The 22532-nt window shown below is 49.3% G+C and carries 21 protein-coding genes and 1 pseudogene; 2 read left to right on the top strand and 20 right to left on the bottom strand.

The genetic code is table 11. The features are described from left to right. Positions 1–71: 71 nt before the first annotated feature. The 3 genes from AC6I8M_RS22030 to AC6I8M_RS22020 form a co-directional block, all read right to left on the bottom strand. Positions 72–530 carry an H-NS family histone-like protein gene (locus AC6I8M_RS22030; protein WP_498013874.1) on the bottom strand — a complete coding sequence of 153 codons (459 nt, stop codon included), beginning with the start codon at positions 528–530 and terminating at the stop codon, positions 72–74. A 142-nt stretch (positions 531–672) separates the two neighbouring features. After that, a complete protein-coding gene (locus tag AC6I8M_RS22025; RefSeq protein ID WP_498013902.1) occupies positions 673–2829 on the bottom strand; it encodes a type IA DNA topoisomerase in 2157 nt (718 codons plus the stop codon). 4 nt (positions 2830–2833) lie between these two features. Next, on the bottom strand, positions 2834–3145 hold the full coding sequence (locus AC6I8M_RS22020; RefSeq protein ID WP_498013873.1) for a TrbM/KikA/MpfK family conjugal transfer protein: 312 nt from the start codon (positions 3143–3145) through the stop codon (positions 2834–2836). Between the two features lie 69 nt (positions 3146–3214). On the opposite strand from AC6I8M_RS22020, the gene AC6I8M_RS22015 reads away from it, so the two are divergent. Further along, positions 3215–3739, top strand: a complete 525-nt coding sequence (locus AC6I8M_RS22015; protein ID WP_498013872.1) for a lipocalin family protein — start codon at positions 3215–3217, stop codon at positions 3737–3739. A gap of 26 nt (positions 3740–3765) precedes the next feature. Here AC6I8M_RS22015 and pilV (AC6I8M_RS22010) read toward each other — a convergent pair whose 3' ends face one another. The 6 genes and pseudogenes from pilV (AC6I8M_RS22010) to AC6I8M_RS21985 form a co-directional block, all read right to left on the bottom strand. Beyond that, positions 3766–4554 carry a shufflon system plasmid conjugative transfer pilus tip adhesin PilV gene (gene pilV / locus AC6I8M_RS22010; protein ID WP_498013901.1) on the bottom strand — a complete coding sequence of 263 codons (789 nt, stop codon included), beginning with the start codon at positions 4552–4554 and terminating at the stop codon, positions 3766–3768. A 125-nt stretch (positions 4555–4679) separates the two neighbouring features. Then, positions 4680–4880, bottom strand: a pseudogene (gene pilV / locus AC6I8M_RS22005) (shufflon system plasmid conjugative transfer pilus tip adhesin PilV); the annotation flags it as partial. Between the two features lie 83 nt (positions 4881–4963). After that, a complete protein-coding gene (locus tag AC6I8M_RS22000; RefSeq protein ID WP_498013871.1) occupies positions 4964–5644 on the bottom strand; it encodes a prepilin peptidase in 681 nt (226 codons plus the stop codon). After that, positions 5641–6111: a lytic transglycosylase domain-containing protein gene (locus AC6I8M_RS21995; protein WP_498013870.1), complete on the bottom strand. Its 471-nt coding sequence runs from the start codon at positions 6109–6111 to the stop codon at positions 5641–5643. Before AC6I8M_RS21995 ends, AC6I8M_RS22000 begins: the two co-directional genes overlap by 4 nt. Positions 6112–6194: 83 nt before the next feature. Then, positions 6195–6821, bottom strand: a complete 627-nt coding sequence (locus AC6I8M_RS21990) for a type 4 pilus major pilin (protein WP_498013869.1) — start codon at positions 6819–6821, stop codon at positions 6195–6197. 3 nt (positions 6822–6824) lie between these two features. After that, positions 6825–7925 carry a type II secretion system F family protein gene (locus AC6I8M_RS21985; RefSeq protein WP_498013868.1) on the bottom strand — a complete coding sequence of 367 codons (1101 nt, stop codon included), beginning with the start codon at positions 7923–7925 and terminating at the stop codon, positions 6825–6827. A 97-nt stretch (positions 7926–8022) separates the two neighbouring features. On the opposite strand from AC6I8M_RS21985, the gene AC6I8M_RS21980 reads away from it, so the two are divergent. Beyond that, positions 8023–8511 (top strand): Hsp20 family protein, encoded by a 489-nt coding sequence (locus tag AC6I8M_RS21980; RefSeq protein ID WP_498013867.1) that lies wholly within the window; start codon positions 8023–8025, stop codon positions 8509–8511. A gap of 67 nt (positions 8512–8578) precedes the next feature. Here the strand turns inward: AC6I8M_RS21980 and AC6I8M_RS21975 are convergent, their stop codons facing one another. From AC6I8M_RS21975 to virB9, 11 genes are all read right to left on the bottom strand, one after another. After that, complete coding sequence (locus AC6I8M_RS21975) at positions 8579–9985, bottom strand: hypothetical protein (protein WP_498013866.1); 1407 nt, start codon at positions 9983–9985, stop codon at positions 8579–8581. A 527-nt stretch (positions 9986–10512) separates the two neighbouring features. Beyond that, the gene (locus tag AC6I8M_RS21970; protein WP_498013865.1) at positions 10513–12021 is read right to left on the bottom strand and encodes a GspE/PulE family protein; all 1509 of its coding nucleotides are present in this window, start codon (positions 12019–12021) and stop codon (positions 10513–10515) included. A gap of 17 nt (positions 12022–12038) precedes the next feature. Then, positions 12039–12494 (bottom strand): type IV pilus biogenesis protein PilP, encoded by a 456-nt coding sequence (gene pilP / locus AC6I8M_RS21965; RefSeq protein WP_498013864.1) that lies wholly within the window; start codon positions 12492–12494, stop codon positions 12039–12041. After that, complete coding sequence (gene pilO2, locus AC6I8M_RS21960; RefSeq protein WP_498013863.1) at positions 12481–13776, bottom strand: type 4b pilus protein PilO2; 1296 nt, start codon at positions 13774–13776, stop codon at positions 12481–12483. Before pilO2 ends, pilP begins: the two co-directional genes overlap by 14 nt. Further along, positions 13776–15413 carry a PilN family type IVB pilus formation outer membrane protein gene (gene pilN, locus AC6I8M_RS21955; RefSeq protein WP_498013862.1) on the bottom strand — a complete coding sequence of 546 codons (1638 nt, stop codon included), beginning with the start codon at positions 15411–15413 and terminating at the stop codon, positions 13776–13778. The genes pilO2 and pilN overlap by 1 nt, the downstream gene beginning before the upstream one ends. Positions 15414–15922: 509 nt before the next feature. Then, positions 15923–16369: a type IV pilus biogenesis protein PilM gene (pilM, locus tag AC6I8M_RS21950; RefSeq protein WP_498013861.1), complete on the bottom strand. Its 447-nt coding sequence runs from the start codon at positions 16367–16369 to the stop codon at positions 15923–15925. Further along, positions 16369–17322, bottom strand: coding sequence for a TcpQ domain-containing protein (locus AC6I8M_RS21945; RefSeq protein ID WP_498013860.1), 954 nt, complete (start codon positions 17320–17322; stop codon positions 16369–16371). Before AC6I8M_RS21945 ends, pilM begins: the two co-directional genes overlap by 1 nt. A 42-nt stretch (positions 17323–17364) precedes the next feature. Continuing rightward, complete coding sequence (locus AC6I8M_RS21940) at positions 17365–19218, bottom strand: type IV secretory system conjugative DNA transfer family protein (RefSeq protein WP_498013859.1); 1854 nt, start codon at positions 19216–19218, stop codon at positions 17365–17367. Further along, positions 19205–20236, bottom strand: a complete 1032-nt coding sequence (virB11, locus tag AC6I8M_RS21935) for a P-type DNA transfer ATPase VirB11 (protein ID WP_498013858.1) — start codon at positions 20234–20236, stop codon at positions 19205–19207. The genes AC6I8M_RS21940 and virB11 overlap by 14 nt, the downstream gene beginning before the upstream one ends. Then, positions 20233–21606 carry a VirB10/TraB/TrbI family type IV secretion system protein gene (gene virB10, locus AC6I8M_RS21930; protein ID WP_498013857.1) on the bottom strand — a complete coding sequence of 458 codons (1374 nt, stop codon included), beginning with the start codon at positions 21604–21606 and terminating at the stop codon, positions 20233–20235. The genes virB11 and virB10 overlap by 4 nt, the downstream gene beginning before the upstream one ends. After that, positions 21596–22531: a P-type conjugative transfer protein VirB9 gene (gene virB9, locus AC6I8M_RS21925; protein WP_498013856.1), complete on the bottom strand. Its 936-nt coding sequence runs from the start codon at positions 22529–22531 to the stop codon at positions 21596–21598. The genes virB10 and virB9 overlap by 11 nt, the downstream gene beginning before the upstream one ends. Position 22532: the final 1 nt, after the last annotated feature.

Below are 22532 nucleotides of genomic sequence, written 5' to 3'. Positions count from 1 at the left end.
TGTTATTCGGCTTAACGTGAGGGTTTTTAGCATCAAAAAAAGCCTTTCATTCGGGAGAAGGGCTTTTTGGTCTATTCGTTGTCTGGTTCGGTTTTCTGCTCTTGCTGCGGCGTTGATATCAAAAACTCATCAAGGCTACGTCCGGCGCTCAGGGCTTCGGCAATGGGTTTGGGTTTTCGGCCTTTGCCTGTCCATGTTTTTGTTTCGCCATTTTCGACAAATTCATATTTTGCCGGGGTTTTTGGGGTTTTGCTGCGCTTCTTGCTGATGTTGACTGCTTCGCCTAACAGTTCTTCGGCGGTGAAGCCTTCTCCCTCAATCAGTTGCAATAGCTCCTTGCGTTTCTCTGCTCGCTCCGCCCGTACTGCCGCTTCTTTTTCGGCATCGGCGCGCCGCTCTTCAATCGCAGCACCCAGCTTTTCATGCATTTCTTCAAGCAGTTCAAAATCCGTTTCCCGTGCAAAAACACGGATAGAGCGAATGTTGCTCAGAACGCGGCGGATTTCACCATAATTGTCTTTGTCGCTCATTTTTTCCTCTTTTGTTACTTAACAGAGTGCCAGAGTTAAACCGAAAGGGGATTGTAAAGCCGATGCATAGCCCATTCTACCGTTTCTGGTGTTGAGTATCGTCTTAATTGGCGTAACCATTCGGTTTTACTTTTGGGTTGCATTATTTCCCGTTGCGGTTAAATTCAAATCCCACTTTCCCGCTGGTTTTGTCCTGTAAAACCAGTATTGCCGAGAAAGGCTTGCCCGTCTTTTTGCTGCTAAACCCTTTAATCTCAGACGTTTTCCCCTTGTTAATCAGTGTTTCAACCTGTCTGGTCGTGAGTTTTTTTTCTGCAATTGTTGACCAGATTTTAAAATCACAGCCGGTACAGGCAAACTGTTTAGGTCGAACCACGATAGTTTTACCACAATGCGGGCAGGGGGTGGCTAATCTTTCACCCTGTCCGCTATTGGATTTTGTTTCGCCTTTTATTTCACCCACGCTGACTGTATTGACGTTCTGGCGCAAATCATCCATAAGCGTATTCACAAATTCATCAACCGTTTTACTGCCTTGCTCGATATCGCTTTGTTGTGCTGACCAGAGCGCGGTCATATCGGGCAATGTTGCTGACTCTGGCAGAGCGCGGAAAAATGCAACGCCGGTTTCAGTGGGAACAAGCTTCCCTTTTTCCTCACGAATAAACTGGCGGTCTTTCAGTTTTTCCAGCATATCCGAGCGTGTGGCGGGTGTACCGATACCGCCGTGCTCATCCTTTTTGTCTTTATCCTTTTCTTTCAGCAATTGTTTAATTTGTGCATCTTCAACGAAATCAGCTACCCGCACCAGTGCTGCCAGTAGCGTGGCTTCGGTAAATAGCGGCGGTGGCGTGGTTTTCTTTTCATTCACGGTCACCGCATCACAACTGCCGGTTTCCCCGGTGCGTAATGCCTGTAGTACATCAAACGCGCTGTCCAGCATATCCTCATCGCTGGCGTCTGACTCTTCACCTTTGAGAAAGGCGCTAAAACCGGCCTCGGTGGTTTTCCTTGCCCGTGCGCTAAAGGTTTCACTTTCAACCTCAACGACAACCGAGGCTTCCAGATAACGCTTGTTGGGCATGAACTGAACGAGATAATGTTGTGCGATTGCCAGATAAACCCGCCTTTCATGCTCACTGAGGGCGTTTAATTCCGGTACTTTGGCCGTGGGGATAATCGCGGTATGTGCTGTTACCTTGCCACTGTCAAACGCCTTGCTTTTACGGCTCCGATCAAGCGCCAGTCCGTTAAAATCACCAATGCCTTGCAGCGCCTCAAGCACCTGTGGCGCGTCGTTAAACTGCTCATCAGAAAGATAAGAGCAATCGGAGCGGTTATAGGTGATGGCTTTGTATTTTTCGCGTAGCTGCTGGGTGATTTCCAGCGTTCGCGCCGCCGTCATCTTGTGCTGACGGTTCATCGTCTGCTGTAATCTCACCAGATTGAACGGAAGCGGCGGGGCGGTTTCTTTCTCCTGCACGCCAGCGGCCTTTATATCGGCGTCCTTGCCGCGTAAACGTGCCGCCAGTGCATCAGCATAACTTTTGCTGGTAAGACGCTTCTTGTCGTCCTGCGGCGCATTTTCGTTGGCCTTCCAGTGGGCGGCGAATATCTGGCCGCTCACCGCAAAATCTCCAGTAAGCTGATAGTAAAAACTTGACGTATGCGACTGATTGGCGAGGTAGCGGCGCACTATCAGCCCGAGGATCGGCGTTTGTACTCTTCCTACGGACAAGACGCCCCGATAGCCCTTTTTGCGTCCTTCAATGGTATAAGCACGGGTCATGCTCATGCCGTAAATCAAATCGCCAGCGGCTCGTGCGAGTGCTTTGCGGTAAATGCCTTTGAACTGGTGATTATCTTTCAGTTGGGACAGTGCTTTTTTAACGGCGGCGTCGGTATTGTCATTAATCAGCAAACGCTTAACCGGCTTGTTGTTGCCGGTATATTCCAGCAACTCCTCAACCAGCAATTGCCCCTCGTCGTCCGGGTCGCCAGCGTGGACAATCACATCCGCGCGCTTAATGAGGTTAATCACCGTTTGGGTATGGGCTTCCTTTCCGGTAATCGGCTCATAGCGCAGCGGGTAAAGCTGCAACGGCAAATCCTCGGCTTTCCACTGTGCATAAGCGGGATTGTACGCCTCCGGCTCAATCGATTTCAGGAGATGGCCGTAGCACCATGTTACGACGTTATCGGTTGACTCAAGATAGCCGTCTTTTTTCTGGAAATTGCCCCCTAGCGCTTTGGCAATATCCTTCGCCACGGAGGGTTTTTCTGCGATATACAAATTCATTTTTTCATCCTTGCATTTTTCCAAATTGTTTCATGATGTCGCTGACAACGGACGGATCTGCCGTGGGACAACCGCCCAGAAAATCACGCCGTTTAACAAACGTTTTCCACGGGTCAAAACCGTGTCGGCCAAATTTACTTAATGAAAAGAACTTGCTCACTGCGCCGCTACATTCGCTTTGATTATTGCCCTGCAATTCCCCGTACATGCACAGCACCACGGTACACGGGTCTCCTGAGTCCACTTTTTCATCAGCAAGAAGAGGGAAACTGGCAGCAAGCAATAGCCATACTGCTGTGAAGGTTATTTTATTCATAATAGCTTTCCTGTTGGATTGTTTTTCATTACGCTCATTTATTGAGAATGTTCACAAGGTTGAATTGACATGAAATTATGGAGAAACATCTATTTATTGATATCTTCACTGCTCTCTCTGTCTTGTAGCGTATCTCCGCCACAAGGGGTACAGGCAGTAGAAAACTTTTCCCTCGATCGCTATCTAGGGACTTGGTACGAAATTGCCCGACTGGATAATCGCTTTGAGCGTGGACTCGAACACATTACCGCCACTTACGTCCGTAATCCCGATGGTAGCGTCAAAGTGATTAATCAAGGGTTTTCGCCCACTCAACAGCAATGGCGAAGAAGCATCGGTAAAGCGAAATTTGTTGATTCACCTAACCGAGCAGCGCTTAAAGTTTCATTTTTTTGGCCGTTTTATGGTGGCTATCATGTGATAGCGCTGGATCCAGAATATCGTTATGCACTGGTGGCAGGGCCGAGTCGAAATTATCTATGGCTGCTTTCACGCACGCCCAAGCTCGAGAACAAGGAAACAGCATCTTTGCTAAAAATCGCCAGAGCGCTAAATTTTCCAGTAGATAATTTGATATGGGTTAAGCAGGAATAACAATAATTTGGGTTTATATCAATTAATTAATGACAGCAGGTAATAACGTACGCCGACTCTTCGTGTTGATGACCTACAAATTTGAGGCCAGCAGCGTACCAACCAACGGGGCATCGATATTCTCTGAAGTCACGTCCACCCCAGTTCCCCATCTGTTTGCATTCGCGTTGTTGCAGCGATGCACCGGACGTCCATAGCCCATTCTGGCACGACAATAAAGCCCCTTCGGGGGTTCGGCCTACCAATCCGTTAGGGCTGCATCCCCAGCCGGGTTGTGCTGTTCCATCCAGTTGTAAAAATTCGCCGGTAGACAGGCGGCTATCGGCTCTGACCGTGCCGCCTTTGAGTTGACCGCCGGTATAAATGCCCTTGTTGTTGACTGAGCGTATCCAGTCGTTATCATCCATGTAGAAGCCGCCGCCGTGCGCTTCATTTAACCAGCCTTTTCCGTGCTGCGTTATCAGCCAGCCGCCTTGGGTTTTGATATTGCCGCCTGCGTTAATTTCTTCCGAATAATGCCCATTTTTCGCATTAACGGTATTGGCGTTATTGAGATTGTTGCCTCCCATATCAATGTCGGTGTGCATCCGATTTAACTCTGGCTTATGTTTTACCTTAAATCGGTAAAGCCTGTCGCTTTCCTGCAACACACTGCCGAGGATTTCCGACGATAATGCAATGGCAATATGCCCGTGGCGACAATCGAGGCCAAAATCACGCGGCTGGCTTGTCCATCCGCCATAAGCGCCGTTGGCGATATTCTTCTCATCCAGATACCCACCCATGCCGGTGATCTGGGCGGCAATTCGGCGCATGCCTTTCTCGGACAAGGTATCACCCTGTACGCTACAGGTGAGCGCCTGTAGCGTACAGGGTTTTTCAGACTATTTTTGACGACGCCGGTTACGTACTGCTGACCCAAGCCGTTTTTCTCGGCGAAGCCCTGTTGCAGATAACCGTTTTTAATCAGTAACGATGGGGTAATACGATAGGGCAGGGGGTTATTGAGTAATTCATCGGTATGGTCAGCAACATACTGCTTTGATGCTTCATTAAACTGGCTGGCATGACGCGCCGCGACGACCCACTCCTGTTCATCCAGATAGTCGCTGTATTTCTCTGCACCAAACAATGCCGCCATTGCCACAATCACCAATGCACCCATGATTTCCAGCGAGACAAACCCACGATGGATTTCTGGCTTTTTTTTCTCGATTGTTTTTTTCAAGATGTGACCTCCCAAAGATAACTTCCCATCTCCCCAACGTAGGCAATCGCCGCCACACCACACAGAAACGGCGCAAACGGTACCGAGCGATAATTGACGTTTTCCTGCCACTGGATCGGATGCCGTAATCTTCTTGCCAGCAAAAAAAGACCTCCTGAAACGGCGGCACCACTGATGATCCAAAGTACCGCCGGGGAGGAAAACCACATGCCCAATCCCGCCATCAGGTACACATCGCCCAAACCACACTGTGCGTAGCCGTCGCGCCGATAAGCAAGGGTTCGCAGTCCCAAAAGCACACCAAAGATAATTAACGCGGCGAGTAGGGCGGTCAATACGCTCTCCGGGGACAGCAGAAGACGAAAGACAGCGCCCGTCAACCCAAACGCCAGCGTAAAACAGCGCGGTAAGCAGCGACTGGCGGCATCCAGATAGATAAATAAGGCTAAAAACGCGAGGAAAACCAAAGAAAACAATCCCTGTAGCGGCGAGGGCGCTAGCATGGTCGATAAAAAGGTTAATCCGGTAAAAATCACATAAGTTACCGTAACCATCCTACCTATGGCTGACAGCGGGCGCTCCTGATGAAAATCCAGAAATCGCCTTGTGACAATGACCACGCAGCTTTGCACGATGACGGCGCAGAGTCCCATCAACACGAGACTGACCGTACTCACGGTTTCCTCCTGTCGCCGCTGACAACCGGCCAGTAGTGCGCATAAATCTGTTGGGCATAGCGCAGGCGTTTCTTTTCATTGCGGGGATGAAATCCCGCGTTATACGACCCCAGACAAGTCCAGTTGACGCCACATTCGCGCAGATGCTGCGCCAGTATCCACGCGCCGATCTTAACGTTAAGGCAGGGCTGATTGAGTAAATCCTTAGGGTTGCGAATGACCCCCATCTTCTGGAGTTTGGGAATATGCGTGGAATTGATCTGCATCAGGCCATAATCGGTGCTCAACACCCGACCCTGTTTATCCCGATTAATATTGACCTCTCTCGCAGAGAGGCTGCTTTCCTGCTGGGCGATGGCTTTAAGCAGTTTGGGGTCAATCTGGTATATTGCGCCCGCCTCATTAAAACAAAACGCCTTTGCCGCCGTGGTCATGCTCATGGCAAGCCAAAAGGGGATAATTTTCATGTTAGCGCTCCTTAAATGCAGAAAAGGCAACACCCGCCTTTCCTGCATCAAAAGGCTTTAAAAATTAAAAAAGAAGGGAGGAATTAATTGTTAGATTTGAATATGAGGGTATTCACGCCGACCGAGCCGTTATCCGCTTTACATTGTGCACCGGCTTTTTCCGCGGTAATGGCCCCAATATTGTTGGTACCGGAAATCGAGACCTCATGTATCATCGCGCTACCACTGAGTTTCGTCGCCATCACGCTACAGGCTTCTTGCGGGACGTTTTTGTAGGTAACAGAAAATCCCTTGTTATTGGCTGAGCCTTGTACCTTCTCCGGGGCAATAATGACTTCACCGCCCCAGCCGTTGGCAATCCTGGCCGCGCCCGTCGCCTTGTCACCGTTGATGGTCATATTACCGGGGACACCGCCAAACTGCACCAATGTACCCGTCATTTTTGCGCCATTGGTAAAGGGATATTCGCCCTGTGTTTTTAGCATGCCGCGTGATTGCGTCACTAATGCCTGTACGTTAGCAATTTCGTCGTTGATGGTGCTTTTGTTAAACATGCCGGACACTGCGCCAACCGCAAGTACAATAGCGACGGCAATAATGGCCAGTACCCCCATCATTTCTAGACTTAAAAAACCACGGTGAAGCGTTGACTTTTTTTTCATACTTTCCTCTTTGGTGTGTTGATTAAATGCCATTGAATTGTTTTTCATTGCTTACCCCATTTGATTGACCATGGTATTTAAATCGCGGCTGGCTAATAACAGCAGCAACATATAACCGAATACCAATAAGAAGCAGAGTGCGGTTAAATAAAGCGTTTTTTTCTTGACCTGTTTAATGGTGATAGCCAACCAACGGTCAGCATAACGCTCAAGGCTGTGTTCTGCCCCCGCACCTTCGGTTAACAGCATCATTTGATTGACACAATCCCGTGAGGGAAAGTGGTAGCCGGTACTTTTTAAGGCCAGTCCCAGATGTTCGCCTTGCCGCATATAATGGAGCGTTTCATTAATACGGCTTTCCAGCCACGGACTGGCGGTTTCGCCAAGCATATTGACCGCCTGCATGACCGGGATATTGACGCGAAGTAAGGCGGCGATATTCAGCAAAAAGTAAACGCCCTGCACAGCGCGATAGACTGACCACGGTGGTAGACTGTCGGCGATTTTTCGATTGACCCAATGACCCATAGACCATGCCATCAATCCGAGCAGGGCCAGCAGGCCAAACAGCAGTAACCACTCAAAGTTAACAATAAATTCAGAAAGACCGGTTAACAGGCTGAGTGGCCCCTCCCATTTCTCACGCGGCACCAGTCTTGCCAGCTTGGGGATAAACTTCTCACACACCATATGCATCATCAGCACTACAATCCCTAGTAGAAAACAGGGGTAGCCCAATGCGCCGAACAGGGCGGAGACCATCGTTTTTTTGCCCTCGACAATTTGGCTGGCACGACGCAAGGCATCGGAGAGCTTGCCCGAAAGGATGCCGGAGCCAATCAAGGTGGCTTCCTGAACCGGCACCCATTCGAGCAATACCTTTTCAAAAGCCCCTTGCCCCTCATCCAGCGCCGACAGACAGTCGGTTAGCAACACCGCATAGGGATGATGTTTGCGGCCAAAATCGGTGACAACGTTGCGCATATCGATAAAGGCTTGTTGCAACGATTTGTTGTTATCCAGCAAAAAGGCCAGCATGTCGTAGAAGGCGATGCGGTCTTTAGCAGAAAAGGTTTTTTGGTAAATACAGTGTGCCGTAGCGTCAATACGGGGTTTGACGGCAATAATGGCTGACGTTAATGAGGGAGACATTATTTTTCTCTTATGTTGAAGGGGGCTTGAAAACTCATCGAGCATCCCTATATGAATAATGTAAACGTCTTTTTAAGGTGAATTAAAGGAGGATGCTGTGGCCTATCGTTCTTTCTCTCTGATGCCGACATTGAGCAACAGTCTGCTTACCGACCGTTTTACCCAGATGGACAACCTATTTAGCCGTCTGACCGGCGAAAAGCCGTTGTCCGACACCCCGTCCTATAACCTGCTGCAAAAAGGCGAGCAGCATGAATTGACGGTAAGCGTGCCGGGCTATGCGCAGGATGAACTCGATATTTCGGTGCTCAATAATCAGCTTACGGTGCGTGGCAAGCCGAACGTTGAGCAAACCGATGAGGCAGAGGAAAAAGAAGGGATAAAATGGTTACATCAGGGCATCAGGAAAAATGAGTTTGCCTTAAGCTTTACGCTTGAGCATCGCATCGTTATCCAGCAGGCGAATCTGGCTAATGGACTTTTGACGTTGCACTTTACCTACGATATTCCAGAACAGGAAAAACCACAGCAGATTGCCATTGGCGTTCAAAATGAATCAGGCCGTGTGCTTGAACATGTGGCTTGAGTGGCATTAGTCACCTAAAGCAGCAGATAAAGACCTCTTCTTACAAAAGAGGTCTTTTTTTATTTGATTAATTACGGCGATTATTTTTTATAATCAAATAATCATCAATAGTGTTGTTTTGAATCCACAGCTGATAATCGTTGCTAAAAGTTTTAATAAAATAGTCCTCGATAAGTTTATAATCATAAGCATCATTTTTTCTTAAATCATCTATCATGCGCTTAAAGATATTTTCTTTTAAAAACTCATTTGAATTAATAAAAGCATGCACTCTTGCGGCATCCCTGCACGAATCAGGATTTCTAATGTCATGCGCTAATTGTTCTTTACCTACCTTGCGTCCACCATTCATTATACGCCCGCCAGGGACATATTCAGGTATTCCATTTTCCCACCACTCACCAGGCCATGAGGGAGTGTTACTGTCTTGTTTGATATTAACTCTGTTAATTATAAAATCCAAAAATCGACAATACTCGTATTTTATAGTGTCATAAAGATACTCATTCTCAATATAAGTCGCCATTTCCAATCTTTTTTCAAAGAAGACCCCCTTGCTAAATTCACATGTTTTTAATTCTTTTTTTTGTATTTTCCCTTTGTAAGGAAATTCGTCTCCTGAGGGATATAAGCTTATCAAAAAAGTATCGCTAATGTCCAAATTATCCATATTGAAATAATTCATAAATTTTTTATTAACATCAATTATTGTTAGCCTTATTTGATCAACAATAGCATTGTCAACAGGGTTCTGGGTTGCCACTATAATATATTGATTTGGAACGCCTGCCTCTATTCTATTTTTCAGTATTGGTTTATCTAAATCAACATCAATGTCATTATTAACGGCTGATGCAGATGGAGTAACAATCTCAGGCATTTTCTTAATAGTCACTGTCTTATGATAAATGTCAGTAGTGCTATGTTTATTAATGCCGTAAGTTTCTCTAAAAGCACTACTGTTGCTATAATCAAGCAAAGTTGTTGAAGACAGCACAGGCATTCCGGTTGAGGGGCGCACCCAAGTTCGTAAAGAAGGAGATATCGAATTATTCCCTAAACCCTGAATATCGTTATCACATCTTCTGAAATGATAGCCAAGCATTCCACTTATTCCACATAGAGCACCAACCGCAGAGACACCCAATAAGCAATACCCTATTTTTTTATATGCTGACATTTTTGCAACAGTAGATGTATCTCTCGCTCCTGATGATTCATTTACCGAGTTGTTTGCATGCATCAGCCCGTTTTCTTCATTATTCAGGATTTCCTGCAATTCCATATCGGTAGGTGGCGCAGGAAAACCAGATGACACAGCTGATGTACGACTTGTAAAACTTATGTTAGATGCTGAAGAAAGTTGGTCAGAAACATGGCGCAAGTCATGACGTTCAGCTATGGGCCGAGGAACCTCATTAGGGTCTTTATTAAAATTGAAAGGGAAATTTGCATAGATAGGTTCGTTAATCATGTGATATAGGGTCATTGTTTAATCCATAATAAATAAAAAATCAACCGGTCTCAAAAAAACGGGGGCTGGATAATAACAATGCATTACTTATTTGTTTAGAGTAATTACTCACATAATCTATACAAAAGACAAATCTTGTTATTGGTTGCTTAAATAACAGTCGTTGATATCATCTCGTTATGCACTCATTCTGTAAGCGCCCCGTGTAGGACGTCTTGCGTTATTGCCTGTTTTGTTGTAGTGAGTAAACCGACATCACACGCGAAACATGTTAATACATTGATTTTATTTATTTTATTAATTCACTGGATTTGATCGAGATGAAGTTAGTGAGTCTGACACCTGTGATAGTGTCCACTTAAATTTAAGTGGACACTATCATCGCAGTATTGTCGGTGATCTAACTGAAATCCCTTATAAATTGATGGGTTAGAAAGTATCGAAGTTATAGATATGCTGGCACCCATACAATATATTAATCAACTATTCAAGACGTCCTACATGGGGCGCTTACCTCATTCTCCATCTCACTCAGGCAACAACGTATAACTGTCCTCATCAATCGGGCAAATAAAATGCGCGGCCAGTGGGTCAACGTCTCCCGCATGGATGTAGTGCAGAACGTGCTGATTACGGGTAATGCCACCTAGTTTTCGATGCCAGTAGGTTTTCGCTGCCGCTTTACTTTTTGTCCGGTACAGTTCAAAAAATTGCGCATCCGGGGCGATCACTTCCGCCACCACAATGCGCCCGACAATCCCGTGATAACAGTGTTCGCAGCCTTCAAAATGGCGCATAAACACCTTTTCAGTCTGGCAGTACTGTTCAATTAGATCGCGATCATCCGCCTCAAGCTGCCCGGCTACCCGCTGATAAGGCACTTTGCAGTGCGAACATAAGCGCTGTACCAGGCGTTGGCTTATCAGTCCAATCAGTAACTGCGGATCGGCCAGCAGTTTCCCCGGTATCCCTTTTATTTCCAGCCTATCAATGATATTAAGTCCATCATTGGCGTGCAGTGTCGTCATCAGCAGATGCCCGGTCATCGCGGCTTCAATCGCGGTCAATGCAGATTCTCCATCGCGGATTTCGCCGTTTAAAATCGCATCCGGATCGCATCGCAAGGCATAGGCCATCGATAGCAGCCATGCGCGTTTGATTTCTTCGGTGTTTTTCTTATCAGCGATGATCGGCGTCTGGATTGCACCGTAAATACGACCTTCTGGCGGGTCTTCAATGGTTAACAGTCGCCGTATCGGTAATTTGTTGATATAGCCCCATAGCGCAAGATAGGCGGCGGAGGCGGTGCGTAGCGTGGTGGATTTCCCGGATCCGGTTGGCCCGGAGAAAATCATCATCCCTTCGGGACGGCGCAACAGGCGTTTCAGTACCCGGACTTGATCGGGCAGAAAGCCCAAGGATTCAAAATCCGGTACGGCATCGCCATCATCCTTAATCAGACGCATCACCACATACAGCCCACCGACAGCAGGCATATGCGCATAGCGGGCACCAAATATTCCCAGCGGTTTTAAAAATCGTTCAGCAATGCGGCCATCCTGATGAAGATTAGGGTAAAACTGTTTCTCTGTGACGTCACACATCGACAGAATAATGGTGGACGCCAGCGCCATCCCTTCGCCCTTGTCGATGCAGTCCAGACATTGCAGTTCACCGTGAACCCGCGCCTCAACATAGCAAAAATCCCCGCCATCACGCCCAACGGTAAAATGCACGTCAGACGCTGATAGTGCAATGGCCTTGCGGAAGTAGCTTAATACCCGTTGCTGGTTGACGCTGTGTGCCGGCGCATCACCTGATTGGGGGAGGGCGACATTGGCGATTTCATCCAGCGACAGGCTGGCCCAGCGGGTACGCCCCGGAAAGGCTTTCTGTACCCGGCTGACAAAATGCTGAACCTTGAAATCTTCGCGGTAATTGTCCGCGATAAAAATATCAATCATGCCGTCCTCGGCCTGCGTCACCCGCACAAAGCGGGCGATATCGGCATCGGGCTGCGGAAGGATATTTACCATAACGTTTTGCTCCGTTTTTAATAAAAGGCCAGTGTGCGTTTATCGTTGCCGTCAGCCACGCGGACTTCGCGGGCGCTAATCGCCTCAACCCAAAAACGGGTGCCGGGGATCTGCTCGCCCTGCCGCAGTTCTGCCCGCTTGCCATCGGAAAGCACCAGACGCGCCATAAGCTGCTTGCCACTGCCGTAAATTTCTTCTACTGACGGTAAGCCCCCGGCGCGAGGTAACATCGCCAGCTCCCGGCCATTGAGCGGTAAATTGGCTGTTCGGGCATCAATACCACTGTCTTCCAGTTCGCGTTGAATGCGGGCGCGGGCAGCTTTGGCTTCCAGCATGACGGTTTCGGCCTGTATCTGCTCCAGGCGTTGCAGGGTGTACTCTTCCATCACGGGCAGTTGAGGCGGCGGTGTTTCGGCATAGGCTGCCGCGCTTAATCCTGCCGCGATAAACAGGGCACATTTATGATTTTGCATATAATTTTCCTTCCATCCGGTAACTTAAGCGCCCCTGATTGAGCGTGATCGTGATGACGTGCAGGCGTAAACCCAGATCGTCCAGTTCATCAAACAGCAGGGTCGGCGGGATGGCGGTTTCCAGTGAAAAACTAAAACTGCGCCACGGCAAAATAAGCTCTTCGCCGTTAGCGCTGACCTGACGGTTATCCTCTTCCTGCAGGTTCATCGGCAGGCGCATCCGTTGCGCAAAGGTGGTTAACCGCTGTATCTGGCTATCGGCATAGGGCAGGGCGCGGGGATCCGGCGACGCGGTGAAGGTCACGGGCTGGCTAAAGCCGCCGGTATCGCCCTGACCGGGTAAATTGAAATACGGCGGCGTTTGCCCGGCGTAAACCTGCTTCACCCGGTAAGCAAAATCGCCCACGGTGGCCCCGGCGGGTTTGCTGTACGCCAGTCGTAGTGTGCCTTCCTGTGCGCACTGCGCTTCTTTAAAGCGCCAGCCTGCCAGCGACAGCGGGATGGTTTGCCAGCGTTCGGTACAGGCGTTAATAAACGGCATCAATCGCGGGGTGTCATGCCACGGCGGGCGCAGCGCCGGGGAGGTTTGCACCTGTTGCTGTGCCAGCCATGCCGCCCGTATCGCGGCCTGACGTAACGTTTCCTGTTGGGTTTGATATCCCTGCCAGCCAAAGTAACCGGCCAGCATCAGGCCGCACAGGGTGAACAGGCCTAAAAATCGCCGCTTGCGTGATGTTGCCTGAAAGCGGGTGCTGGCCGGAAAGCCAGACCCTGCCAGCAAACCGTCTAAATCAAAAGGCTGGCTATCGGCGATGTTCCAGTCTGCCGGGGCGAAAATCTGCCAGCCGCCTTCCGGCTCACGGTTAAACTGAAGAAAGTTTTTTTGCGCCTGCGCGATGGCGACCTTGTCGCCGACCACATCGTTAATCAGTACGCCGTCAATGGTGCTGACAAAGCCGTAATGCGCCTTGTCTATCGCGATAATGGCGTAGCCGCTGCCTTTAAGTTGTCGGGCGATGAGCAGTGCCAGCGCGTAACCATCCTTGCAGCCTTTGGGCAATGCCAGCTTTGCCCAATTGACCAGCCCCATCACCCACTGCGGATTTTTCTGGCTGTCCCGATAGCGATAGCTGACCACGCGATCTGCCCCTCGCCGTCGCGCTTCGCTTTTGACGTTTTTACCTGCCCGCAACGTCACGGGGAGCCAGTCTATTCCGGCCAGAAAAACGCGGCGACCTCGCACTATCGGCGTCGCGGTAAACAGCGGTGTTGTCGTCATCATTATCCCTCCTGCGACAGAACCGGGGTAATGAGCACAACCAGCATCCGATCACCGTCTTCTGCCTGCTGACCGCCGCCTAAGCCAAAGAACCACGGTTGACCGACGCCCTGCTTGCTTCCTTTACGGCTGGCCTGCTGAAAGCCGGATAACACCAGTGTCTGGCCGGTTTTCATTTTCACGCGCTGGGTGAAGGTTTTCAGTTGCGTATTGAGCAATTCGACCGAGCTTTCTCCGGAAGTAAAGGTACGGCGGGTAGGCGGTTCAGAGAGATTGATGGCGAATTGCAGTAACAGGTGTTGACCGTCCGGCATGATATTCGGCAGCAGATTGATATAAAACCCGGTGGTAATGGTGGCGGGCTGAATCGAGGTTGCCGTGCCGACATTCGCGGTGGATTGTGTTGTTACCTGTGCGACATAATCTTCCTGTTCGGCTACCTGCATGGCGACCGGCGAAAGATTGGTGGTGGTATTCGATTGCTGGGTAACGACACTCACTTTAGCTTGCTCGGCAAGGGCTTTCAGAAAGACTTTTGACCCCGCCAGACGCCCGTCTACCACCGAGAAGCCGCCATTCATGATATTGCCCGCCGCGCCGCCAAAGGCTTGACTGAGCGACAAACCTAAACGACCATTGTTAAAAACGGCGTTCCAGTCGAGTCCTAACTGGTCTTTTTGCCGTTTTTCGACGCTCAACACTTCAATATTGAGTACCACCTGCCGATCTAATGTCTGGTTGCGCTCGTCAACAAAGCGCTCAACCGTATCCAGCACCCGTGGCACATCGGTGACGGTCAGATTACCGGCAGACAGGAACATACGCCCCAGCCCCGGCGTCAGCATCGATTTCACCGCCCCCTGTAAATCAGCATACAGGGATGATTTTATGGTGGTTGAGGTGGATTGTGACGTGGTGGCATCACCACTGAGCGCATTGCCGCTCTGCCCGCCACTGTTACCGGCTTTGGAGGTGGTGCCGCTCACCACTCTGGATTGGTAATCGGTCTGTGAATCCATAAAATTCAGCGTAAATGACCGGGTTTCCAGCGCGTAGATAACTATCTGTCCGGATCCATAGCGCCACGACACGCCAAGGCGACTGGCAATGGTGTCGAGCAGCCCGGCCAGCGGGCCGTTCCAGTAAAGCCCGTTCAGATTCGCGCCGGTGTTAACCGCCGCAGGTGCAGAGGATGAGGCCATCCCGATAGAGGCCAGCGGCACCATGCCATTGACATCCGGCGGCGGGATATCGCCTTTTATCTGCTGGGTCTGGCCGCCAGAGACGCCGCCCAATAGCGTTAATGCGTCCGGCGTGACGGAAACGGGAATGCGGCACACGCGGGTAATACGCTCAGAGACGTCATGCAGGCTGAGTGAGCCTTGCCGGTTAATCGTAATGGTACAAGGGGGTGTAGCTTTTTTTATCGCTGCCCGGTCAATTATCGGCGTGGGATTCACCCACTGCCGGGAGGCTTCGCGTAATACTGGCGATGGCGAGGTCAATTTTTGCATCTGCTGCCTTGCCTTTGCGTCTGTCGCCTCATTGCTTTTCATGTTTTGATTAATGCGCTCAATACTGGTACAGCCAGACAATGCCAGCACCACCAGTAAAGGCGCAGCAGAAAAAATCGCTCGCATGAGATATCCTTTGATAAGTGGAATGCGTTACTTACGAGAAGAAAAATAATGGAGGAGATTTATAGCGCTTTATCTATTTTTTATATTTATAGTGTTTGTTGTTGGATGTAGTGTTTTATAAAAACAACAATACAGGAACCCCCAAACCCGATTATTGAAAAGAAAAAACAGATTTCCTCAGAATAAAAATACCCATCACACAACATCAGTGGGATGAGAATGACACCAACAATCACGAAAATGAGTGCACTCAACCAAAGTGAATCCGTCAATATGTATGAGAAAACAGTGTTGAGACCAATAAAAAAGAAATGAAATATTAAACCGCTCATTGTTCCCCCTAAATAGCTGCGCGGAATAGTGCTCCACTTTTGGTCAGCCCATGCAGTGCAAGGCACAGGGCTGTTTCCTTTGCCTGACCGTGCTACATCGGGCTTGAGAAGTGTTGCCCATACGCAACATGCCACCCATCAGTAAACGGTAGGTGTAGCGGTATTAAGCGCAGCTATTTAGTTAAGATAAACAATCGCTCCATCTGGGATACGTTCCGGTAAGACAACCTGCATATCACGCCCACTATTATCAAAAAGGCGGTGATTTTTGACGCTACCCAATAGCGCAGAATCGCGGGTTTGGGTTTTGAGCGCCGCCATTAATCCCGGTGAAAATGGCTGCCAGACAAAAACACTCTGGCTGGCAATCACATGCTGGATGGGTGAATGCGGCGTGATACCGATTTGCGCCGCTGTTAGCACAATCTCATTGGGATTCTTAGTTACATCAGGGTGGAGATAGAGATAATCATTAATCGCGTTGATATAGTGAACCGTCTCTATCGCCTGTTGTGTCGTGGTGGTTGTCATTTCGGTGCTATTGAGATTGTCCGCATGTTGATGCTGATAAAATCCAGCCAGCGATAACGACACCAGTAGAAAAGAAAGTATTAAATAGCCCATTATCCCCCCGGTGGTTTATCGGTGATGCTAATCAGGCATTGCGCACTATTGGTTTCAGCATAAAGCGGCTTTTTGGCAGATTGGTATAACTCCAAAACACTTCGCAATGCGGACTTAAAATCACCACTAAATTTTAACGGTGCGTCAATCTGATAATTGACTGGTGTTTGCCAGTATACCGTCCAGTTTTTTACTCCCGGAGCGACACAAGACGCCTTTATTGCCCATGCCATCACCCCATCCTTTAACGTTACCCCTTTTTCTATCTGCCACGTTTGCACGGGTTTTGGTTTCGGCGTTACTTTCATCGCCGTAAGCGGTTTATCTGTAAGAAACGTCGTTGTCTTTGGTGGTGCAATCATGGGTTGAGAGTGAACGAGTGGTTTATTTTCCTGAGCAGTAGACACGTTATTTTTAACACTGATAATCTGCGGTGGTTGAGTCACCACCAATGGTTTACTTATCACAGGTTGATGATCTTTTACGGGCTTATTAGCGGGTAACATTATTTCAGGCTGTTTCTTTGCCGGAAGAGGATGAATATCAACCGTTTTATCCATGCGATAGAAATAAATATCGGTTTCACTGCATCCGATACATCCCTGCTTGACCTGATAGTCAATGACCCCAGTTGCGCCATGCGTTCTTAGCCAGCGTTTGGCGTTAAAATACCCTTCTGATGTTTTACTTAATACCACAATCTGATTGGCATGAGTGACAGCAAAGTAATCATCGGGAAGATAGTGTCCTTTTTCTCCATAAAAATCATAAATCGCTTTTGCCCAGTGACCCATGATGACGGGTGAGGGTATGACCACATTATTTTCTTTCCAGTCCGGCATTCCACTATTGATTTCAACCGCAGAGTCTGACCAGTTTACCGGCGGAGGGGGTGGCGGTGAAGAACAACCGGCCAGAAAAAAACCAGCCACGGTTATCAGTTTTGTTTTCATGGGGTATTTCCAGATACATTGATAATATTTCGGATGAGGTAATTAAAAAAGCTCTGCTTCAAGCTCCCCCAATGACAGCATCTCTTCTTTGGGGGGATATTTAAGCCCTTTTTTAACCATTGATGACCCCTTGTTCAGGCTGGCAACACGCTCTCTCAGCTTCGGTGACACGGCGCACAGTCTGTCCATAAAGTAGGGGTCATTAAAATACAGTGCCTTTTCGCATTTAATGGGGTTCTCGCCTTTTAGCAGAATAAACTCTTCGTGAAATTCCAGCGTCCCCAATTCTTGTGGTAACACCAGCGCGCGTTGTGCTTCGCTCTCGGATTCGCCTTGTGATACGCTGCCTTTGTTACGGTTCCGGCTCTTTCCGGTTGATTTCGTGGTGGTGTAACCTAATTGCGCGGAAAATTTGTCAGCATCTTCTTTTTCACTGACCGCATAAATCACACGGCAAGGATGACCGGACAGCAATGTTTTTGCCCCCATATCACTGTAAATCTCAATCAATTGAGAAATATTCTGGTAGATAGTCAGTAATTTGAGTTTAAATCCGGCAATAAACCCGGAGGCTTTCTTGATATAGTGCATGGCACCCACTGCCGGGAACTCGTCGAGCAGAAAAAGTACGTCATATTTATTGTCTGTTTCAAAATCGGGGTTTTCACGCATACTGACGTCAATCGCAAAGTTGAAAAACAGATTTAAAAAATCATCAGCAATCTTTAAATCGTCGGCATTAATCCCTAAGTAAATGGTCATGCGCTCCTTGCGCAATAACCGTAAATCAAAATCGTTGTGGTCAGTGGCTTTGCGAAAGAGCGGTAAGGTGAACAGGTTTAATTTTTTAAGAAAAGTGCCTTCGGTGCTGGAGCGTGGTTCGTCGCCCAAATCGTTATATTCCTTTATTTTATTAAGCGCATCCCTCAGTAGGTATTGCTCACGTTCAGTTCCGTTATTGGCTACCTTTTCGCGGATACTGGGACACTCGCTTTCGTCGCCGTTTGCCAACAATGCTTCACGGTTCACGGCATAGTACAGGTCAAGCACCGTGCCTATTGAAAAAAACGGTTTAACATCATATTCCTCTAAATATTCCTGACCGTGATTGATTAACGTATACAACAACTGCGTATAGCCGATAAAGACGCGCCCGGCGGCGCTGTTAAAGTGCGCTTCCGTCCCGGTTAACCCTGATGCATTCCACAGGGTTTCCGCCAGATTAAGCAGATAGCCAGAGCCTTTTTCATGGGATAAGTCAATATAAAAAAGCGGGTTAAAGCCGTGTGTTTTTCTGGAAAACGGGTCAAGCAAATAGACCTTTTGCCCCATGATAAGCTGCCGGAATTTACTGGTGATTTTGTAACATTCCTGCTTGGGGTCGAGCACAATTACCGAAAACAGCCACGCCAGCAGATTAGGGATAACCATGGCCGCCCCTTTCCCGGCGCGAGTCCCTGCCCCCATTGAGATAAAATCAGGCGCGATATAGCGAAGGAGCTTACCCTTGTAACGTCCGATAATGACGCCGCCTTTGCTTTCATCGCCCCATGTCACCGCTTTGGAGCGGCGAATATCGGCATCGCTGGCAAATTTTGCGTCACCGTAAAGCGAGGGCTTTTGCATCGCCGTTTTGATAATCAGCGCGCCCGCTATCACCACGGAGGCGAGAAAACCATACAGCAGCGACAGCACAGCATTCCAGCGAATATCATCACGGATATTGCTATCAAACAGGATGCGCCCCAGCATCGAAAACTGGTAAGTATGCAAAAAGCGGCGCAGTCCCACGCCGTTCATGGGATAAACTAGCACACTCGCTATCCCAACCGTCAGCAGGCAGACCAGCAGACCAATAAAACCGCATTGCCCGGGCGTGAGTTTACATTTCTCCACGGCTTAATTCCTTAAAATAGCTATCACGATGCAGCGGCTTGAAATAGAGGTGCGTCAGCCGCCGCCAGTTACCCCGCGCCGTCATGCAGGCGATCACATCGATGTTGTTAAGCACCTTGCGCAGCATCACGTTATAAGGCAGGTTGCGGCACTCCGGGTTCTGGTAACAGCGTTCGATAATGCCATCGATCACCGCTTCCGGCGTTGGCGCATGGAGGCTGGTGACACCGCCTTCATGCCCGGAACTTTGCGCTTTCATAAAATCCCATGTTTCCGGGCCGCGTACCTCTGTAAGCAGGATGCGATCAGGATTCATGCGAAAATTGGCGCGTAGCAGGCTGGCAGGGGTGACAATGGCCCCTTCTTGGGCTTCGGCGTTATAAAACAGGTGAACATGGTTACGATGTGAATAGAATTTCACCTCCGGGTTATCTTCAATGGAGATAAGCCGTAAATGCGACGGGATATAATCGAGCAGCGTTTTCTCATAGGTGGTTTTTCCTGATCCGGTTCCGCCACCAAACACGGTTGTTTTGCCGTATTCCATCGCCCTTTCCATAAATTCGGGAAAGGCGCTGTCCTTAAACAGCCGTATCAAAACGTCATCGTGACTCTCTGTTTTTTCCTGTCCGGTCAGTTGGTCGTAAAAACCGCTCTCGATCCAGGACTGGTGAGGAATTTGCAGGTAAGACGGTTTACGGATGGTGATCGACACGGTGCCGCGCTCACAGGCCGGGGGGATCACAATCTGGCACCGCTCGCCACTTTCCAGCGTGGCGGATAATATCGGTTTCAGATCATCAATGTGGTCGTCATTGTGATTTGCCAGCACCGCGGCGAAGGTCATGCATTCCTCATAGCTGATCGTCGCGTCATGCTCCTGCCATTCCCCATTGACCTTGGTAAAAATCTGGTTCGGTCGGTTGACCGCCAGTTCGGTTAACCCCTCTGTTGCCAGTAATGCGCCAAAGAGACTGTCGCGGTAATACATCAGCGTCGGATTCTGAGTGTCATTCATCCGTTTTTTCTCCTCTTGAGTTCAAGCTGATAGATAGCCGAGAAATCAATATCCTGACCGGTGATAAGCGTGATAATGTCGCCCTGATTCTTGTACAGGGTAGGCGGAATATTCACACTGTTTTCAAACGCGGTTCTGGCGATTTCAGCCAGCGATTGACGGCTGTTTTCGGTGTAATCCGTATTGCGATCTTTCTTCCCGGCCTGATCCGCCGCCGCAGCGGTAATGTCGGGGATCATGCCCAGCATCAACGCTCCACCAAAGCGATCAACCCAGTGCTCATCAATCCAGCCATCTGAACCGGATTCACCCAGCTCTCCCGCGCCCTGTGAACCCCTCATGGGAATATCCAGATAAGGGGGCTGGCGGGTGCGCAGTTTGGTAATACGGATAAAAACACGCCCTTGCCCATGCCTGAGCGTTCCCGCGTTATAGACTCCGTAGGCGGTGGTGCCCTTGTCTATCAGGCGGGTATGGCCGCTGGCGCTGTAGATATCTCGGGTGATGGTACAGCGGATTTTTCCCGCCAAATCAGAAACAAAGCGATAATCCAGTGCACAGGGGATCGGCATATTTTCCGGCAGGTATAAATCCGGATCGTAAGGAATGCGCGTGACCTGATTAAGCCCCTCTGATGCATTGGCATTTTCAGGCTTTGCCGCGTCTTTGGCGTCAACACTGGCGGGCGTCTTATCACCCTGTTTTTCCTGCGCCCTCGTTTGGCTATGACTTTGCGTGGACAAGGCTTCCTCTGCGGTTTCCAGCGCAAGATAGCGTCTGAATACCGGCTCAGAAAAGGACGGCTCAGCGCTAAGTCTGTTTACAGGCGTGACCTGTCGGCTTTGTCCGCCACTGTCTGCGGGCTTCTCTGTCTGAGTTTGCGCTTGTGTCTGCTTTTCCTTATGAAACGGATCAACCTTCTTCCCTAAATCCCGCCGCTGGTTACTGACACCTTCGGATTTCTCCGCACTGACGGGCGGCGGCTCGGTATGGATTGTTCGGGTGGTCTCCCACAGATGAAATCCCACCATCCCGATTAACGCGACAACCACGGCAGCCCCACCAATCGCCAATAGCAGTTTATTTTTTTGCCGTTTTTGTGTTTTTGCCACCTCGACGGCCGTTGATGCCCCACTTTTCTTTGCAGAATGTCCCTTCTCGTTAGCAACAGCGGTGATCCGCGCTTTCACCTCTTTTTCCATGTCGCTTACGGTTTTAACCTGTGGCTTTTCGGGTGCTGTCCCGTCCTCTTCTGGTTTGGCGTCTACTGCATCGTTGGCTGTTTCTGCGGGTGACGTTTCCGCTTCCCCGGCAAGGTACTTTCGCGCTTCCCGCTCGATGTCGTCCGTCATTTTTTCTTCATGATTCATTGTTCCGTCTCCACGCGCTGAACGTGGGGGAAATGGTATTTCCATCGGGCACAGTGACTTTACCCACGCCATGATTTTCAATCCCCACGACCTTATGCCCTGCCCGTAGCACAAAGCGCGGATTAATCTGATGAATAACCAATACTTTATAGTTGCCCTTCTGTTGCACACTGGCATTAACGATATGCTCTTTCTCACCATAGGCGACAAACGCGGCGGGAAAGGTTTTGATGGGGGAAAAACCGAGATAGGTAAAGCGTCCATCGTCATAGGCAAAATCGGGGGCGATATCCCGACTGTCTTTTGCTACCCGCATGTAATAATCCCAATTACGCGGCGCTTGGGCGGCATTAAATGCCTGCGCGATGGATTGCTTCATCTGCGCCTTTTCCCATTCACGTTGCCTCGCCTGCTGCGTTTTCCGCGTCTGCACCTGCTCTTCCTGCGGATAGCGGTAATCAATGACGTAAGCCAGTTGCGACAGCGGTTGCCCCTTGTCGATAAGGCGAAGCTCAAGACTGTAGAAATGTTTGGTGGTGGTGACAAAAAGATTGGTACGCCAGTCTTTATCCTGCGGCTCAAAAACCCGTTCGCTTTCCACCTCTTCATCGCCATCCTCACCGGATTTAATCGTCCTGATGGGCTGCTTGACGGGTGCTACGCGGATATAGACGCGATTACCTTCCTTTGTCACATTCCAGCCTTTGGTAAAGCCGGTTTGTGTGCTGATCACGTCTTCCTCTTCGGAGAAAACCAGTGTGGAAACGTAACCTTCGGCAGCATGAACAACCGTGGTATCCCGTGGATGGTAAGCCACCTGTTGCATCCGGCTATCAAAGCGGCTCCCCTGCGGAGTGGCGGCAGCCTGCACACCGCCAGAAACCAGCCACAGTCCGGCAAGGAAAAGCAATGCCCCTGTTTTCATG

This window comes from Type-A symbiont of Plautia stali (assembly GCF_059731155.1).
Note: the sequence above shows the minus strand (reverse complement) of the source record. Positions and strands in the feature narration are given on the sequence as shown.

Excerpts from the sequence above, each read along its gene's own strand:
- AC6I8M_RS22030 (WP_498013874.1), bottom strand. The coding sequence starts at position 530 with ATGAGCGACAAAGACAATTATGGTGAAATCCGCCGCGTTCTGAGCAAC.
- AC6I8M_RS22025 (WP_498013902.1), bottom strand. The coding sequence starts at position 2,829 with ATGAATTTGTATATCGCAGAAAAACCCTCCGTGGCGAAGGATATTGCC.
- AC6I8M_RS22020 (WP_498013873.1), bottom strand. The coding sequence starts at position 3,145 with ATGAATAAAATAACCTTCACAGCAGTATGGCTATTGCTTGCTGCCAGT.
- AC6I8M_RS22015 (WP_498013872.1), top strand. The coding sequence starts at position 3,215 with ATGAAATTATGGAGAAACATCTATTTATTGATATCTTCACTGCTCTCT.
- pilV (WP_498013901.1), bottom strand. The coding sequence starts at position 4,554 with ATGCGCCGAATTGCCGCCCAGATCACCGGCATGGGTGGGTATCTGGAT.
- AC6I8M_RS21995 (WP_498013870.1), bottom strand. The coding sequence starts at position 6,111 with ATGAAAATTATCCCCTTTTGGCTTGCCATGAGCATGACCACGGCGGCA.
- AC6I8M_RS21990 (WP_498013869.1), bottom strand. The coding sequence starts at position 6,821 with ATGAAAAACAATTCAATGGCATTTAATCAACACACCAAAGAGGAAAGT.
- AC6I8M_RS21985 (WP_498013868.1), bottom strand. The coding sequence starts at position 7,925 with ATGTCTCCCTCATTAACGTCAGCCATTATTGCCGTCAAACCCCGTATT.
- AC6I8M_RS21975 (WP_498013866.1), bottom strand. The coding sequence starts at position 9,985 with ATGATTAACGAACCTATCTATGCAAATTTCCCTTTCAATTTTAATAAA.
- AC6I8M_RS21970 (WP_498013865.1), bottom strand. The coding sequence starts at position 12,021 with ATGGTAAATATCCTTCCGCAGCCCGATGCCGATATCGCCCGCTTTGTG.
- pilP (WP_498013864.1), bottom strand. The coding sequence starts at position 12,494 with ATGCAAAATCATAAATGTGCCCTGTTTATCGCGGCAGGATTAAGCGCG.
- pilO2 (WP_498013863.1), bottom strand. The coding sequence starts at position 13,776 with ATGATGACGACAACACCGCTGTTTACCGCGACGCCGATAGTGCGAGGT.
- pilN (WP_498013862.1), bottom strand. The coding sequence starts at position 15,413 with ATGCGAGCGATTTTTTCTGCTGCGCCTTTACTGGTGGTGCTGGCATTG.
- pilM (WP_498013861.1), bottom strand. The coding sequence starts at position 16,369 with ATGGGCTATTTAATACTTTCTTTTCTACTGGTGTCGTTATCGCTGGCT.
- AC6I8M_RS21945 (WP_498013860.1), bottom strand. The coding sequence starts at position 17,322 with ATGAAAACAAAACTGATAACCGTGGCTGGTTTTTTTCTGGCCGGTTGT.
- virB11 (WP_498013858.1), bottom strand. The coding sequence starts at position 20,236 with ATGAATGACACTCAGAATCCGACGCTGATGTATTACCGCGACAGTCTC.
- virB10 (WP_498013857.1), bottom strand. The coding sequence starts at position 21,606 with ATGAATCATGAAGAAAAAATGACGGACGACATCGAGCGGGAAGCGCGA.
- virB9 (WP_498013856.1), bottom strand. The coding sequence starts at position 22,531 with ATGAAAACAGGGGCATTGCTTTTCCTTGCCGGACTGTGGCTGGTTTCT.